The sequence below is a fragment of the Oligoflexia bacterium genome (assembly GCA_035326705.1).
Lineage (GTDB): Bacteria > Bdellovibrionota_G > JALEGL01 > JALEGL01 > JALEGL01 > JALEGL01.
Window position 1 is genome coordinate 183,898 of sequence record DAOLES010000002.1, and the last position, 17,095, is coordinate 200,992.

Here is a 17,095-nt window from a genome sequence, read left to right on the forward strand (position 1 = left end):
GGGCACCACCATTTCTTTAGAATTTCAGCACAATTTGGATTTTTGTTTTTACCGTGAATGTGGGTAGTCGGAATCGAACCTGCGGTTCGCTTCGTTACAAGCACAGGGTTCAAATGCTCCCTTTGGTCGTATTTTTACTTGTGCTTTGTACACTTGGGGGCTTTTTGCATCACATCTTTTAAAAACTTCTTCAATAAGGTTGTGTGTATGTTATATTTATTTTGTTCATGTACATTTACGAAGTTAATTTAACAATTCAAAAAAGTATTCACGCAGAATTTGAGCAATGGTTAGAGCAGCATATTAAAGATATGTTGGCATTACCGGTGTTTTCTTCTGCTCAATGGTATTTAGATAAAAGTAATGGTTCATCATCAGAAATATTATGGGTCATACACTATCAACTGGTTGATAAACAGGCCTATAATTTGTATCTATCAGAGTATGCCCAAAAAATGAGAGCTGAAGGAATAGAAAAATTTACTCAGGAATTTACAATCAACAGACGTTATTTGGTTTTAAAAAAGTAAGTTTACATATGGCGTTTGGTGCCATACCACTGGCTACCGCCATGATCTAAATGAAGTAGGGTAATTTCTTTAGCTATGGTGGGTTGCTCACAGTTCATGCTAATATCTTCAGCAAAAAAGGCATCCGCTCCTTCAAAGTTAGGTAAATCTTGATAAGGTACTTTATGAAGATAGTCTGTGTTGACCAATTGAAAAAAGCCAACAGGTCTACCTTTTGCTTCATCAATTCTTAGTTCTCCAGAATCTATTTCAATAATATCATTGTACTCTTGTTGCGGATTGAGTTCACCTAAGAGAATTTTAGCGGTTGTTGTTGGAGAAAGCATTTTTCTACCATAAGCTCCAACAAAACCTTTTTTGTTATATTTTTCATCCAAAATTTTAAAAAGATTGGGCGGCATAACAATATCGGCATCGGTTAACAAAACTTTTTTCCCAAGTACATTGAGAGCAGCTTGATTGATCATAAAGCCTTTGTGATGTTGTTTAGAAGCATGAAATGGTAAACGTTGTATAGATATTTTTGGATAGGTGAGTTCAAGTGAATCAAGTAAGTCATCTGTTCCGTCAAGACCAGGCACATAACAAACAATGATTTGAAGTTTTTCAGTGGTATAGTCTTGGGTACAAATACTTTTTAATAGTTGTTCTAGTCTGCGTGAAAAACGAGTACAAACAACTATTATTGAATAATTGATTTCATTGTTATTAAAAACCGCATTGTTTTGGTCCCAATACCTAATTTGCTGGGTAATTAAGGAACCTAAAACTGACTTTGCAGCCAAACCCACTGGACTTTGTGTGCTTATTCTAGCAGGGGTATGAAATTTTTTGGAAAATACTGGATGTGTAATTTTTCCATCTTTCATTAAGGTATAAGAACCATTTTTATCAATATACAAACTTAGATCATGGGTTTGTTTATCAGCTGTACAAACAACAAATTGATGATCATGGATATAAAAGCCAATAAGTCTAGCGGTGCCAGAAAATTGTGCTTTTATCAATGAAGGGGTGTTGAGTGTTGTTAGAACAGTACTTTTTTTAAAGTTGAAAAATATACTACGCCATTCAATAGATCCATTCATCTTGTCAAAAAAACAGTTTTTAATTGTATATTGAGATGAGGATATTTTTTTTAATTGAGATTGATTGTTGAGTAAGTTTGTAATGTGAGACTCATGTTGCAAATCCAGCGGGTATGAGTGTGTTAAAAACACTTTAGAATCAATCTTTCTTAAAAATTTTATACCATAAGCATTAAAAAGAAAGGTCCTGCATATTTTTTCAAACTTAAAATAAATCCAACGACCTAGATTTTTAATGAGTGTATTGCGAAATCTTTTTTTATGATGCTTAACGATACGCAATGATTGAAACTTTGCTTTTGTTATATGGTTTAAGAAGAGTGTACTTGTTTTTTGATCGACATTGTGTGGTTCATAAGGCCATCGAGATTGATAAGAAGTGTCGTGAGCTTTGTTGTTTTCTATGTGTACAAATGTAGAAGGATTACTTAATAGATTTTTATTTTCTTTAATTATTGTATTGCTAAGCAACACAATAATTTGATCTTTGTTTTGTGTATAAAGTGTATTGGCAAATAAATCAGTTAGTTCTTTTTGATTGTTGCATGCAATAGCAAAGCGGTGAAATTTAGAGATATTTTCAATAAAGTTTAACTCTGTAAGGGTATTAACGTTAAATGTGCACGTAATCCCCAAAAATTCTGCCGCAAATAAAAAACTTTCAAGTAGATCCAAGGTGCTGTTAGATAAGGCATCAATGCTAAAATCTATATAATTAACATGGTATTTTTTCTGAAAATCTTTTAGACATTGATCCCAACGTATAGATTTAAAATCATTAATGTTATTGAAGTCTTTTGGTTTAATATAAATACGTTTAGACATAAAATAACAATAAGCTTTAGTGTAAATAATTTATTGAGAACTTTGTCAGTTTTTTAGTGCCCAAGACAGGTCTTCTTGTTCTACCCACTTGTCTTGTTCAGAAATAAACCTTTTTGGATCATCCGTAGCATGATCAAGTACAATTGGATTGGCTTCTTCAGTTCCAAATAAATCAGCATAATCACCATGAAAACCATCACATATATTTTTTACTGAACAATCGTTACAGCGTTTGCTGTATTGATAGCCACAATGATCTTCTGCTCTTACTCTAGCGTTATCTCGGTACATTGAATCTTTGCTTTTGACAGATTTACTAAACAGAACCATCAAACGATAAAGCTTTTGTGCAACAAAACCAAATACTGGAATTGAAACGACTTTTTGCGCTAAATTTTCATTTTTTGGAGCTTTTCTTTCTTGAGTTAAACTGTAAGGCGGGGTGGTTTCCCCGCCTTTCATACGTTGTTCTTGTATGCCAGTCCAGTTCCAGGAAGCATAGTCCCATTCATGGTGGTCGTAAGGAAGTTGTTGAAAGTTGTACATGGATTTTAAATGTCTACGCTCCGTCATGCATAGTGGGTAGTAGCGTACATTGGCTTCCACTTTATTTTCATGCAAAATATCCAAAGCTTCATTAAGTTTGGGCATGATGTCTGAATATTTTGGTACATTGTAAGCTGATCGCTTGCCGTCTTTGGCTTGATCTTCAAAAGGGTTAAAAGCTAAGAAATTCACAACACTGGCACCCGTTTTAACCGCAAGTTCAGCAATTTGAGGTAACTGATTGATAACGGGTTTGGATAAGACACAATTGAAACGAAATGGAATACCAACTTCCTGCATATTTCTTAAGGCATGCATTTGTTTTTCATGTGCACCTGGCATTTGCACCACTCTATCGTGAACATCACCTATCCCATGAACACTGACCAAAAAGTCTCTTAAGCCAGCATCCTTAAAGGCTTGGCATTTTTCTTTTTTGGCCAGAACCAAAGCATTGGTAATAAGGGTGGGGTACAAACCAATTTCATTACAGTAACTGACCAAAGGTAAAATATCTTTCCAAATGGTGGGTTCTCCACCTTGAATATCAATGGCATTGTTGCCATAAAAATGCACCAAGGTGTGGCATATTTTTTTAGCTTTTTCTAAGCTCATAAAAGGGTGTTCTGGATGGGTACGGATTTCAATGCGATCCAAGAAATAACAGAAATGGCAACGTAAGTTGCAAGTTTGTCCCAGCCACATCACACCTCTTTTGGTCAATGTTCGGTATCGTGTGGTTTGCAATTTTGGGATTTCAGCTTTTTCCTCAGTCAAAGCAAGCTTTAAAGCTTTTTTTAGAGCACTTTGGGGATCTTTCTCATCAGGACTGACTTCCATTGAAATTGTATTGTTAGCTTTAAGGGGGCTTGCAGCGGAGCTGTTATTGATATGCATGGCTCTATTTTATAACAAATAGATGCGCATTAAAATATTTTATAGCATAAAAATTATTTAGTTGTAATTTTGATCTGACCTTTAAAAAATAAGGCTTTTTCTTGAGTATCGTTAAGTTTTAAAGCTTCTAAGTGCAAATACTGTAAAACTGAACTATTTAACTCTTTAGAGGTAATAAGAGGTAAAGCCATACTTGCTAAGCCTTTTGTTTGTGAAAAAGTCACAGTGATATTCTCAACAGGATTATGGGCTGAAATAGATTGTTTTTGCTTGGGTTGGGCAACAGCAAGTTGTTGCCATTGGTTAAGGTTTTTTTGAGATGAGATAAATTGACCTGTTTTATTTTGGATTTGCCAGTTTTGAAAGTTGGGTAACAATAAGATGCTGGTTTGGATTTCATCTGCGGATATATCTTGCTTAGAATCACTTTTTAAATAAATTGATAATTCAAAGCAATTGTCCTTTAATAAGTCAATGGTCCACATTTGATAAATAGGTAAGCGACGCATCTTGCCTATTAAACTTAAGCGGGAGTCATTTTTTTCTTCAAGTTGCCATATCATTTGATCTGAATCATGCCAGGTTTTATAAGCATAAATAGATGTATAAAGACCATAAGCTTTGCTTAGCATTTGATTTTTATAAGCAATGCCTATGTTTCCTGCGTTGAAATAAAGTTTTAAGTCACCTTTTTCAATTTTATAATGAGATTGATCGTCACCACAAAACTGCAAATATGAAGAAACTACCTGTGAGGCTTGCCCTAAAGCAGCCACTTTACAATCATTTAAAAATAGGGCTCTATCGCATAGACCGCTGACCATGGATAAATCATGTGAAACAAATAAGATGGTGCAACCAGATTGTTTTAGAGACAGTATTTTATCAATACATTTGCCCTGAAAATTGGTATCACCAACAGCTAAAGCTTCATCAACAATAAGAATGTCAGGGTTGGAATGAACAGCAATAGAAAAACCCAAACGCACAGCCATACCACTAGAATATTGATAAAGGGGTTTATGGATAGAATCAGCAATGCCAGAAAACTCAATGATAGCATTGAGTTTTGAGTCTATGGTGCCTTTTTCCAAGCCATTTAAAGAGGCATTAAGATAAATATTTTCTAATCCACTTAATAGTGGGCTAAAGCCTGCCCCTACTTCTAAAAGGCTGATGATGTTACCGTGAGTTTCTATGTTTCCTTTATCTGCACTGGTAACGCCAGCAATAATTTTTAATAAGGTGCTTTTACCACTGCCGTTTTTTCCTATGATGCCAAAACTTTCGCCTTTATAAACCTCAAAAGAGATGTCATCCAGCACATTAAAAAGTGTTTGTTTACGCATGAACAGTTTTTTAAGAGCATTAATTACAAAAGAGTAACTGCTGTTTTGGGAGCCAAAACTTTTTGATACTTGGTTGACAGCAATAGCAACTTTATTTGAAATAGATGTGTTCATGATTTTGAATAATCAGCAATGATAGGGTTTTTATGGGTGTAAACCAGTTTTGCAAGATATAAAAACAATACTGTCCAAAACAATACAATGCACAATTTAAGCGGAGAGATTGCATAAGCATTTAAGAAAACACTGTGGTGTAAATCAATAAATACAGCAACTGGATTTAAGTAAATGAATGGGTGAAGTTCTTTTGCAATCATATCAAGGTTGTAAAAAATAGGCGTTGCATAAAATAATATAAAAATAAAGAGTTCACTGATGGGTCCAAGATCACGATAAAACACATACAAATAACCTAAAATCATAGCCAAACTTGCGCAAAACAATGTTGTTAACAGAAATAAAACGGGGAGAAACACTATTTTTTTAAGCATAATGGGATAATTCAATGCGTAAGCAGCTATAATTAAAATTAACATGGAAATAAGATAAGTGATGGCATTGGAACAGGTGATGGATAAAGGGAGTAAAAACCTTGGGAAGGCAATTTTTTTTATAAGATTGCCATTGTTGGCCATCACATACACACCATGTTGAACAGAAAAAGAAATAAAAAACCAAGGTATAAGCCCACTGATGAGATACAAAGGATACTGCTCAATAGCAATAGGAAAGAAAAAGCTAAAAATTATATAAAAAGTGCTCATGGTCACAAAGGGTACAACAAGCATCCAAATCATACCCAAAGAAGATTGTTTGTATTTTTCTTTGAGTTCTTTTATTGAGAGGTAATAAAGCAGTTGAATATGTTGTTTGTTAAGCAAGGTCTGATGATTATATAAGATGTGAAGACATATTCAATCTATTGATGGCTTAGAGCCAAAAATTTTTTCATAAAAGCGGCCCATTTGATAAAAAAATAGACTGATCATATTCATGATTAAAAATAAGGTGGGGTGAAATTCTAATTTTCTATGTTTAATTGATGAGAGCGTATTCTTAACAAAAGTTTTAATAACATCAAGCAGGGTGTTTTTTAAACTTCTTAAAACTTTAACAATTTTAAAAGAAAATTCATCCGTGAAGCTTTGGTCAAAATCTGAGTTGTGAGCAACACATTTATAGGTGCCTCTACCAGTTAAGAAAAACATTTTATACAGTTGGAATAAACTTTGTCGGTGTTTGTGAAAAACAATAGCATCTTCATTGTGTTGAAAAATATAGCCTAACTTTCTAACCCTAAAAGATATATCCATATCTTCACCTGCCGGATATCTAAAGCTTTCATCAAAACCCTTGACTTGATCCAGTACAGATTTTTTAAAAGAACAGTTAACGGTGCACATATAGGCAACACTGCCATCTTCTTTATATTGATGTTGATTAAGGTGTTGAATATGGTCTAAAAATTTTTCAGTTATGGTTTGAGGGTTTAAGGTGATGTTTTTTCCGGAAATTCCTGCAATATTATCGTTCTTTTCATAGCCTTGAATGATTTCATAAAACCAATTTTTTTCAGGTATGGCATCATCATCTAAAAAAGCAATAAACTTACCCTTAGCATATTTTAAACCATGATTTCTGGCAGATGCTGGGCCCGCATTTTTTTGTTTTAAAAAAGTAAAAGGAAAAGGGAAATCGAGCTCATTAAGCATGGTTTCTTTTTCACTAAGATTAGGGGAGCCGTCGTCGACAACAATCACTTCAAATAGAGGCAAAGGTTTAGATGATTTTTCAGATGCATGTTCAATGATTTGTTTGAGCAAGTTTTTTAGCAAATGACAACGCTTATAGCTGGGTATAATAACTGAGAGTTCAATATTGGGTGTGGTTGCATTTTGATACATGTTCTAAAAAGTTATTAACATATGTATCAACTTAAGGTGAATAAAAATATTCAATTCAAGTCTTCTATTTTTAATTTAAGAAATATATTTTCAGGTTTTGCATAAAAACAAGAATAGAGTTAGTTTTGGTGTATGACAAAAAGATTATTCATCATTGCTATAGGAGCAGTCAGTGTTTTAGGGTTTTTGCTGCGATTTTTTATGTCAATTGATCCAAGTATTTGGGCGGATGAAGGTCAACATGTCTGGATAGTGGGGGTCAACCATTGGTATGAAATGAGAAAAGTTTATGAAACCACAGCCCACGATCAACCATTTGGTTTGTATTTGGCTTTGTATTTATGGAAAAACATATTTGGCTGGAGTCAAGTGGCCATGCGTTGTTTCTCTGTGTTTTTTTCATCCATCAGTATTCCAGTGATTGCTGGATATGCCTATAAATTGTTTGATAAAAAAAGTATCAGTATCGTAGCGGCACTCCTTTTGTGCTTTTCTCCTGTTTCGGTTCGCTACGGTTATGATATTACGCCATATGCTTTTGTACAATTTTTTGCCGTGATTTCTACGGGACAGTTTTTGTATGCCATAAAAACAGAAAAATATGGTTTTAGCATGCAACATGTACTGATTAATATGTGTTTGTTGAATATTCATTATTTTTCTTATTTTTTTGTGTTTGCACAAACAGTAGTTTTTTTATTCTTTTTGTATAAAAGCAACTGGGAGCTTATTGTCAATAAACTGATCTACCCTTGTTTGTTTTATGTTTTTGCTTCCTTACCCATGCTTCTTTTGTTTAATCCTGTCATTGCCAAAGGCAATCATTGGTGGATTGGGTTGGAAAATAAAAATAGTCTAGCGGTTTTTAGTAATCTTATTTTGTACAAAGATGTGTTTGCATGGTTGGTTTTATCTGGTGTTATAGGTCTTCTTATTAGAAAACAATACCTAGAAAAAAAGACTAAAAATCTAGTATTAAGTTATTCAACGATTGCATTGAATGGCATTATGTTATTAACGGTCTTTGTTGCCGGAATATTTACTTGGAAAGTTTCTGGTAATGAGCGTTATTACATAGCCTTGTTGCCAAGTATTGTATTGTTATTTTCATTTTTATTCATGAGTTTTGAAAAAAAACATCTTGCTTATATTTTTTGTACACTGGTTATTGGGCTATTTATTTACGATGCTTATAAAAACTTACCCAGACAAAACTACCAAGATTTTGATTCAGCCTTGAACTTTGTAAGAAAGGATAGTTTTGAAAACAATGCTACAAATGAAATTATATTTATTCCAGAATGTTGTCGTTGGGGTATTTACTATTATCAAGCACAAAAAAAGATTGCTATTAAAAGTTTGGCATTGAGCTTAGTGGATTTCATCAACAACCAAAGTCAATCAGAGAGCATGATCAATAAGTTAAAAGCAGAGGGCTATCAAAAAATTTATACGCTTCTTTATTATGAAAGTTTAAAACACAAACAAAGAGTCATAAATACAATGAATCAATATGCGCGTCTGACAGATGAAAAAAAATTTAAAGGAGTTTCAGTTTTAGTGCACTCAATAGAGTAGATTGTTATTCAGGGATAATGTTGGGCCTACCATATTGATCATAGCTTTGTTTGCTATTCTTTAGCGTATGGATGTTTTTTTCTTCCAAGAAGTTTTCAAGGTATTTTGCCGCCTCTAAACCACTTTCATGCGTACGTTCCAACATTCTGTATTGAAAGGTTCCCGTTCTGCCAGCAATAAAAAGATTGTTTACTGGGGTGACATGATCAATATAAGAAAAGATTTCTTTATTTTTTTGACTTAAAACAGGGTATGCTTGTGGGCTTCTATTTAAGGATAAGCCTATGATTTTTTCTCGGTCTAAACCATAGATTTTATTTAAATCATTAAAACACTGGTCCAAAAGTTGATCTGCATTCATGTTAAAAAGTTGATCTTCTTCCTGGCAAGCAAACTCAACGGCAATAAGAGTTTTATCTTTTGGTGCCATATGTGCCAAAGCATTTTTAAATTCGCTAACTCTGTAAAAAGCATACTTATCTTCTGGAAACCAAGACCAAAGACCTTGCAAAACCTGTTTTTGTCTAAGTTTAATGAATAAAATTACAATGCCTCGGTAATGAAGCTTGTCCCACGCGCTATCAATACCATTTTTTTTAAGCTGATGAGCCAAGTGATTGATGGGAATGGTGCTTAAATAGGCATCAGCAGTAATTTTTTTACCATTAACAGTAGCGGAAGTGATTTTTTTGTTATCAATTTCTAAATGTTCTAGTTTATGATTGAGATGAACATGAACGCCTGGCGTGTTGGCTAAAGTTTCAAAAATAAGGGCATTGGTTTGTTTAGGATAAACAATGTAACGATCTTCCCTAAAGTAGTCTTTGGTGATGCCCTTTCTTACTTTGCGCATGATTTGATGCAAGATATATTTAATATTGGTGGGCAAAAGCCTGGAAGCAAAATCTAGGGACATATTTTGAGCTGGCATACCAGCCCATTTTTCTATTAGGGGTTGTAAGACAGATTTTGAGAAATATTTACCATAGTATTGGTACAAGTATTGTTGTAGGTTTTTTGCACTGGGTTTAAAGTTTCTTAAAACCATGGCTGAACCAGCGGAGAGGCAATACAAAGGGTTTTTAACAAAACCAAATGGAAATTCGTAAAAACGTTCTTTTACATAAAGGTGTTCATAATATTTTACTTTAAAACATTGATCTAGAATGCCTATTTTTTTGGCCAGGCTGGAAAAAATAAAACGTGGGCCATTATCATACATAAAACCATCATCATCCTTAAAGGTTGCCGCTAAGCCTGCAATTTGTGGGTTTTGTTCATAGACATCCACATGGTAACCTTTTTTTGCCAGTTCGCTTGCAGCAGAAAGACCAGCCATGCCAGCTCCAAAAATAGCAATGGTCTTTTGTTGAGATGGTTTTGAAGCGGAAGATAGGTCAGTCATTGGGTTTGTTGTACTTGGTTTTTATGTATTCTGCTAATTTTGCAACATTTTGTTGTGTACTTGGCCATGTGAATTGTAAATGTTTTGTGCTTAAAGATGGATCACCAAGATAAAGTAAACTTCTTTGGGCCATATCCTCTTTGTTACACAGCATGATCCATTTACCCAACTGGATTTCTGATTCACCCAGGCATTGACCTAAAGTTGGGACGCCCAATGCTAGATATTCACATAGTTTTAAAGATACTCTAGCGTAGTTTGCTGGGCGGGGTGATAAGTAGATATGGGCCATGTCCAGTTGTTTTAGCCATTTGCTAACATCTTTTTTTTCAAGAAACCCGGTTACTATAACTTTTTCTGATAAACCACTGATATTAATTAAGTGTTTAGCAAGTTTTTCAAAAGGACCACCCGCCAACAAAATAAAATAAACATTTTTATTGTAACTGTGAATTTGTCGCCACACATCTAAAATGTTGGGTAAATCTAGCATTCCACCGTGAGTGAAGGTGCACATGTAGCCAATCAGTTTTGCACTAGGATTAATATGATAACCAAGTTTTATAAAGCAAGGGTTGTCTTTTGGTTTATGTTGCAACTGAAATAACTCATCATCAATGGTTTGAGGTAAAAAATAAGTTTTTTTATAGGGGGCATAGCCTAAGATTGAATTACTGTGTGATGTAATAAGATGAGCTAGTTTTGGACCAATTTTTTCTGAAGTTTTGACCATGTATTCAAAAAACTCAGACTTTTGCATATCATGATCTAAGTCATCCCAATCAACCCAAACATATTTAAATCTTAAACGAGCAATTAAGATACAAGCAAGTGTAATGGGGTTAAATTTTTGTATAAACAAGATGTCATAAGGTGCACTAAGACTTTGCCATAAAAAATATGCAAAGGTTTTGAGTATTTTATTTTGCGCTTGAGGAATGCGTATGTTTGAAAAGTGTGGCTTGAGGTATTGAACAATAAGATTAAATCTTATTGTGGAGCCATGTTGTGGGCTTAAACTATTAAGAGCTAAAATCCGTAGTTTAGACACAACAAGACTCCAGTGAAGCGTTATATTTTATATCCAAGACCTAATGAAATAGAATGGATGAAAGCTTTGTAGTTGCCATCAACTGGGTTATTTCCTGCTGCAGTGGTGTCTCTTTCACCAAAGCGACCGTTCCAAGTTAAGCCAATGTTTAGGTTTTTTAATTGATAAGCGGCACCTGCAGAAATTTCATGCGCAGCTATGTCAGCAATAATACGGTTAATAACTTCATCAGGGATTGCATCATTGAAGTCCTTAGCATAACCTGCTCTGACCGATAAAGCATCGGTTGCTTTGTAATCAGCACCCACATGAATGGTATGGGTGTTTTCCCAGTTTTGTGCAAATGTTTGGCTTAAAGCGCCGTCGTTGATATCCACGGTATATTCTTTTATGGCGTCATTTTTTTCAAATTGGTAGGCTAAACCCAGGGTTAACTTATCCGTTGGGTAAAAACCAAAACCTGCATTTAGAGTCATGGGTAAAGTTTGATTTATGCTGACATCGTTGTTGGTGCTGCCAGTTAAGCCATTGATTGGACCACCGCTGGTAGTTTTGATGGTACCGTCAATCCCTTTTTCTACAATAGAGCGTAAGTTTGCACCCACAGAAAATTGTTTGATGGGTTTATAAAATACACCAAAACTGGCCCCCATAGCCCAACCATTAACATCTAAACTTTCAATGGTGTCAATGACGGTGCCGGGGTTATTTGGATCAAGGTCAACAAATTGGCCTTTGAGTTCATTTTGTATTCTAACAATACGGAAGCCAGCGCCAATGCTTAAGCCAAAGTCAGATTTATACGCCACTGTGGGGATGATTTCCATAGAATAAATCTTGCCTTCATTGGGATGAGATATTACAGCTGAATCAGAAGGAAATTTGCCACCGTTACCATGTGGAAAAAACACACCCACACCCACATACAGGGGTTTGGCTATGCTACTAACAAAAGAAAAACTGGGCACAGGCAAAAGTTCTTTTTTAGCACTTTCAGTAGAATCACCTTCTGGAGTAAAGTCTGATTTAGCAAGAAGAGAGTCTGCGCCAATATAAAAATGATGCCCATCCAACTGGGTAATCCCGGCTGGGTTGTGATAAATGGCTGTTGCATCATCAGCAATACCAACAAAGGCACCACCCATACCAATGGCTTTGGGTCCAACATTAACAGATTTTGATAGGCCTGTTGCATATCCAGCGTCAGTAAACAGACATAGACATACGCAAGCCACAATAAAGTATTTCAATGATGTATAGGTAAAATGCATGAAAAAACCTCCAAAAAAGCAATGTTTGAAATCCAATAATAAAAGATAAAGTTATGATGGCGTTAAATGGCAATTCAAACAAGTATTTTTAACAATTATGAATTTTTATTCAATTTAATATTCGTTCACAAAACGCTTATAAAATATGTTAGAATGACAAAATTGTATTGTGATTAAGCTTGTTAAATCAGATTCTAGAAATCATCCCAGAATAAAATTGCCTGACAATGTGCAGGGTAAAATTATTGTTGGACCTGATTCAGATATGGCTAACATAATAGACAGGTCATTGGGTGGATTTTCATTATTGGCCAAGCCAGAATTGTTAAAAAAAGCCAGACTTTATCAAAATGAGTTATTGATTGAGTACCATGACCAGGCGTTTAAAGCGGCTATAAAAAATTATAGAAACGACAAGAGCGGTTATATTTATGGGCTTCAATTATTGGATTTTTCAGAAGAAAAAAGTTTATCTTTTAGAGATAATCAATCTGATTGGGATTTGGTAGAAAACCCTGAAACCATACAAAATATTTTTTCAGACTTAGCTTTTAAGAGCGTTAATGCTCTGGTTACCAGTAAGCAAGTTTCAGGACAAAGTGTTTTAGTGCCGCATCAGTACAACCAAGATGAGCATAGCATGCTATTTCAATGTTTAGAGAACAGTCATGGTCAAATTTCCTTTGGTAAGGGTAATTTTACCTTTCACTTATTTCAGACTTTCCATAGTTTTGAAGGGCAAGTTTTGCAAATGGATCAGTCTATGGTCAAGGTAAGGCTACCTAGAACCATTGCAAGAATGCTACGTAGAGAAACAGAAAGAATTTTGCCCAATCAGTTTAAAGTAGGTTTACAAGTAGAAATCAACAACGCATTTTTTCCTAAGGCTTACAAAGGAGAAATCTACGATATATCAGAACATGGTTTAAGTATTTTAGATAAAGATAACGGTGTATTGTCTTTGCCAATGGGTTACAAAATGCACGATATCCAATTAAAGCTAGATAATGATCAAATTATTGAGGGACATGCAGAGGTTAGAGGTTCAAAGTGGATTGAAGACAGGCAATGTTATGCTATTGGATTTCGTTTTAAACCTATCAACGATGCCAATACCACCAAGTGGCATAACTTTATTTTGGAGTCACGTTACCCCCAAATGACTTTCGACTACCAAGGCGAAAGTGATCACAAGAAAATTTGGGATTTGTTTTCAAATAGTGGTTACTTAAGTGTTGATAAAGAGGATCCTTTTTATACACATATTTTAGATTTAACTAAAAATGCTTGGGAAATGCTTTCTGAAATTGGTACCAAATGGTCTAAAAAAGCTATGATTAAGAGAGCTGGACAGATTGTGGGCCATATCCAAATGGATAGGATTTACCAAGATACTTGGTGTATTCACCATCTAGCGTTAGATCCAAAACTTTCAAAATTGGTAGCCAAAGATATTTACGCATTAACCACAGATGTCTTGTTGGCTGAAGGTGGAGAGTACTTGGTCAGTTTTACAGAAGCGGGTAAGTCATGGAATCAAAGAAGCTATTATGATTTTGTAGAGGATTATCGTTATAAAGATCATAATGAGTTAAAGCAATTTACAGTACTGCAAGTTAACACTGATTTAAAGCCACCACAACCTATCAATGAATTAGGAATTACTTGCCGTATGGCCAATGCTTATGATCATAAAAGAATATTACGTTATGTATCGTTGTATATTAGTGATTTAGAAAAAAAAGCATGCTCATTAAATAGAAAAGGCCTCCATTTAAAAACAATTGAAAGCGCTTGGCAACCTTATGGTTTAGAGCGTGGTAGAGAGTTTATAGTAGCTTATAAAAATAATAAATTAATAGGTTTGTGCGCTTTAGAACATGGTACATCTGGAGTTAATGTTGTAGGTATTTTAGATACACTTTATGTTTATAATTTAGGTTTTGCCGATGATTTTAGTAAGAATAAAGCTCTTGACTCTATGATATATGAAGCTGCTCAATTTTATAAGCGATTAGGAAAGTATAATTTTCTAGTTAATATAGAAAGAGGTCTAGATTTAAATGCTATTAAGTGTGAGCATATGTTTTTAACAGAGGCAATTAGATGGATTGCTAAAAAAGATATTCTTCCACGTTACCGCTCATTCAGCCATTTGCTTTATGGTCACATTATTCTTAATAAAGAAAAAATAAGAGAGAAATTAGCTGAGAAGAAAAAAAATTGCAAAAATCAAGTTTAAATTGTTGTGATAGGTTTATTGCTTATTCAAGTTGCATACATCCTATTAATAGGTTTAGTATACTAGGGTATAAAAACTTTGTATTTTATAATATTTGATAAGGAAAATTTTTTTTGACTAAAACTTTATATCAAGCTCTTTCTTGGCTTGTACTATTATTAAGCTTTTTTTTTATTTTAACTCTTTTTAGACCACTTCTTGAGTATAGTATAAGCGTTCCTGGGAAAAAACTGTTTTCGACATGGGAAATAACATTCTCAGATCCTATCGAATGTAAATATAAGTGTAAATGGCTTGTTTTAAATGAGTCTGTTAAAACAGAGCTTAAAAAATATAGAGGTTTTCTTGGCTTTAGGATTAAAGTAAAAAATTCAGAAATACCAAAAAAAGTAGATAGTTTAGCAGTTTTTCTTGGGCCAATTGGTGATATTGATGAAGCATATTGGAACGGTAATTTTTTAGGTAAAACAGGAGATTTTTTCCCTAAAGGACAATTTAATCACCATGAAAGTAGAGTTTACAATATTCCAAGTCATTTTGTTTTAGAACACGATAATCAAGAGCTTATTTTAAGGGTACAAAAAGTTGCAGGGCCAGGTGTTGGTCCCTACCGTGTTGATCCTTATTTAGGGGAGTCGAGTTTTTTATACAAACATAAAAAAATTAGAGACTTCATTAGTATTACAGGTGTTTGGGTGGGGGCAACGATACTTTTTGTTTTTGGTATATATTATTTTATTTTGTACCAAAAATTAGTTGCAAGGCGAGATTATCTTTATGCTGCTTTAACTTTAGTTTTTGCTGGAGTGTATGGTACATGTTCTAGCTTTATCCCTTATTTGTATACATCAGAACCAGGGTCATTATTTCGAATTCATGCAATAAGTGCCTATTTGACAATAGGATTTCTTGTTGCGTTTATTAGAGAATACTTTTTAATAGAGGATAAGCTTACGAAATGGCTTAATGTAATTGTTACTACCTGTTGCGTACTAATAAGCAGTTTAATTGTAGATTTTGATCAAGGGTTACTTGTAATGCAAGTGTGGTATTTATATTTAGTTTTATTCTGTCTCTGGACCCCATGGATTTTTTGGAAAAATAAAAAATCTTGGAAAACTATTTCGCATTCTGTGTTACGGATTGGTTTGTTAATATTATGTATTACAATTATCCATGATATTCTAGTTATGTTAAATTTGTTCAGGAGTAATCTTATTTCAATTTATGGCATGTTTGCTTTTTTAGGGGGAATTTGTGTAACCTTGTTACGCGAGTTTACTTTAAATTATATAAAGATTGAACGAGAAGTCGCAGGGTATTCTCAGAAGATATACGATACTGCACTTCAAGTTGCCCACGATATAAGGTCTCCATTGACAGCATTAAACGTGGTATCTAAGGATTTATCTGGATTACCAGAAGGATCGCGCGTTTTATTGAGATCTTCTGTACAAAGAATACAAGATATTGCCAATAATTTGGTAAGTGAAGGGGAGGGCTACGTTCAAGATAGTGATAAGCAAATTAAACAAAGAAATCTAGAGCCGGCATTGTTGCTACCAATTATTGAAGAGATCATATCAGAAAAAAGACATCAATTAAGTGGGAAAGAGAATTTAGAGATAATTTTAGAGAGTGAACAATCTTATGGGCTATTTGCCAATATAGACCAGCATATTTTAAAAAGAATTATTTCTAATTTGATCAACAATAGTGTTGAAGCGTTTGAAAGTTCTGGAAAAGTAGTTGTTAAAATATTAGAAAATTGTGTTACAGATAAAATTTTAATTAGTGTTAAAGATAATGGCAAAGGTATCCCAAAAAATTTATTACCTAAACTGGGTGCAAAAGGGACATCGTTTGGAAAAGATAAACATGAAGAGTCTGGTTCAGGTTTGGGTATTTATCATGCTAAAAGTAATATAGAATTATGGGAAGGGATTTTTTCTATAGAATCTAAAGAAGGTGAAGGTACTGAAGTAAAGATGTATTTACCAAAGGCAAAAGTACCAACTTGGTTTGTCCCAATAATCAACTTAAAAGGTATACGAAACATAGTTGTTTTAGATGATGACGAGTCAATTCATAAGGTATGGGAAAAGCGTTTAAATCCATATATAAAAAAACAGAATATTGATTTAAGACATGCAAATTGCCCACAAGCATTTGATAAGCTTGTAGGTAAAAGGAAAGGGTTGTTGTGTCTATGTGACTATGAACTATTGGGGTTTGAAGAAACTGGCTTAGATGTTATAAAAAGAAATAATTTAGAAACTATATCAATATTGGTCACCAGCCGCTATTCTGATCAAGCCGTGTTAAAAAAATGTAACCAATTAGGTATAAAGTTGATTCCCAAGACATTGGCAGATTTAGTGCCATTTACAGTTAAGGAATAAATGGCAT

The 17,095-nt window shown here is 34.1% G+C and carries 12 protein-coding genes; 4 read left to right on the top strand and 8 right to left on the bottom strand.

Annotation, left to right across the window (positions count from 1 at the left end):
- Positions 1-227 precede the first annotated feature (227 nt).
- Positions 228-530, top strand: coding sequence for a DUF4286 family protein (locus PKC21_03985; protein ID HMR24497.1), 303 nt, complete (start codon positions 228-230; stop codon positions 528-530).
- Between the two features lie 2 nt (positions 531-532).
- On the opposite strand, the gene PKC21_03990 is transcribed toward PKC21_03985, so the two are convergent.
- The 5 genes from PKC21_03990 to PKC21_04010 are packed head-to-tail and all read right to left on the bottom strand — an operon-like array spanning position 533 to position 7,139.
- Positions 533-2,443: a hypothetical protein gene (locus tag PKC21_03990; protein ID HMR24498.1), complete on the bottom strand. Its 1,911-nt coding sequence runs from the start codon at positions 2,441-2,443 to the stop codon at positions 533-535.
- 45 nt (positions 2,444-2,488) lie between these two features.
- Positions 2,489-3,886: a radical SAM protein gene (locus PKC21_03995; GenBank protein HMR24499.1), complete on the bottom strand. Its 1,398-nt coding sequence runs from the start codon at positions 3,884-3,886 to the stop codon at positions 2,489-2,491.
- 53 nt (positions 3,887-3,939) lie between these two features.
- Positions 3,940-5,349, bottom strand: coding sequence for an ABC transporter ATP-binding protein (locus PKC21_04000; GenBank protein ID HMR24500.1), 1,410 nt, complete (start codon positions 5,347-5,349; stop codon positions 3,940-3,942).
- On the bottom strand, positions 5,346-6,116 hold the full coding sequence (locus tag PKC21_04005) for an ABC transporter permease (GenBank protein HMR24501.1): 771 nt from the start codon (positions 6,114-6,116) through the stop codon (positions 5,346-5,348). Before PKC21_04005 ends, PKC21_04000 begins: the two co-directional genes overlap by 4 nt.
- A gap of 33 nt (positions 6,117-6,149) precedes the next feature.
- Positions 6,150-7,139, bottom strand: a complete 990-nt coding sequence (locus PKC21_04010; protein ID HMR24502.1) for a glycosyltransferase — start codon at positions 7,137-7,139, stop codon at positions 6,150-6,152.
- Between the two features lie 132 nt (positions 7,140-7,271).
- Between PKC21_04010 and PKC21_04015 the strand changes: the two genes are divergently transcribed.
- Positions 7,272-8,717, top strand: a complete 1,446-nt coding sequence (locus tag PKC21_04015) for a glycosyltransferase family 39 protein (GenBank protein HMR24503.1) — start codon at positions 7,272-7,274, stop codon at positions 8,715-8,717.
- Positions 8,718-8,721: 4 nt separating this feature from the next.
- Here the strand turns inward: PKC21_04015 and PKC21_04020 are convergent, their stop codons facing one another.
- Genes PKC21_04020 through PKC21_04030 form a run of 3 tightly spaced genes read right to left on the bottom strand, consistent with a single transcriptional unit; the run spans position 8,722 to position 12,444 of the window.
- Positions 8,722-10,122: an FAD-dependent oxidoreductase gene (locus PKC21_04020; protein HMR24504.1), complete on the bottom strand. Its 1,401-nt coding sequence runs from the start codon at positions 10,120-10,122 to the stop codon at positions 8,722-8,724.
- Positions 10,115-11,173, bottom strand: a complete 1,059-nt coding sequence (locus tag PKC21_04025) for a glycosyltransferase (protein HMR24505.1) — start codon at positions 11,171-11,173, stop codon at positions 10,115-10,117. Before PKC21_04025 ends, PKC21_04020 begins: the two co-directional genes overlap by 8 nt.
- 20 nt (positions 11,174-11,193) lie before the next feature.
- Positions 11,194-12,444 carry a TonB-dependent receptor gene (locus tag PKC21_04030; protein HMR24506.1) on the bottom strand — a complete coding sequence of 417 codons (1,251 nt, stop codon included), beginning with the start codon at positions 12,442-12,444 and terminating at the stop codon, positions 11,194-11,196.
- Between the two features lie 169 nt (positions 12,445-12,613).
- On the opposite strand from PKC21_04030, the gene PKC21_04035 reads away from it, so the two are divergent.
- A complete protein-coding gene (locus tag PKC21_04035; protein HMR24507.1) occupies positions 12,614-14,686 on the top strand; it encodes a PilZ domain-containing protein in 2,073 nt (690 codons plus the stop codon).
- 113 nt (positions 14,687-14,799) lie between these two features.
- Positions 14,800-17,088 carry a sensor histidine kinase gene (locus tag PKC21_04040; GenBank protein HMR24508.1) on the top strand — a complete coding sequence of 763 codons (2,289 nt, stop codon included), beginning with the start codon at positions 14,800-14,802 and terminating at the stop codon, positions 17,086-17,088.
- The last annotated feature ends 7 nt before the right edge of the window (positions 17,089-17,095 follow it).

Bases quoted from the DNA above. Each gene is read 5' to 3' on its own strand.
- PKC21_04015 (HMR24503.1), top strand. From the start codon at position 7,272: ATGACAAAAAGATTATTCATCATTGCTATAGGAGCAGTCAGTGTTTTA.
- PKC21_03985 (HMR24497.1), top strand. From the start codon at position 228: ATGTACATTTACGAAGTTAATTTAACAATTCAAAAAAGTATTCACGCA.
- PKC21_04030 (HMR24506.1), bottom strand. From the start codon at position 12,444: ATGCATTTTACCTATACATCATTGAAATACTTTATTGTGGCTTGCGTA.
- PKC21_04000 (HMR24500.1), bottom strand. From the start codon at position 5,349: ATGAACACATCTATTTCAAATAAAGTTGCTATTGCTGTCAACCAAGTA.
- PKC21_04010 (HMR24502.1), bottom strand. From the start codon at position 7,139: ATGTATCAAAATGCAACCACACCCAATATTGAACTCTCAGTTATTATA.
- PKC21_04020 (HMR24504.1), bottom strand. From the start codon at position 10,122: ATGACTGACCTATCTTCCGCTTCAAAACCATCTCAACAAAAGACCATT.
- PKC21_03990 (HMR24498.1), bottom strand. From the start codon at position 2,443: ATGTCTAAACGTATTTATATTAAACCAAAAGACTTCAATAACATTAAT.
- PKC21_03995 (HMR24499.1), bottom strand. From the start codon at position 3,886: ATGCATATCAATAACAGCTCCGCTGCAAGCCCCCTTAAAGCTAACAAT.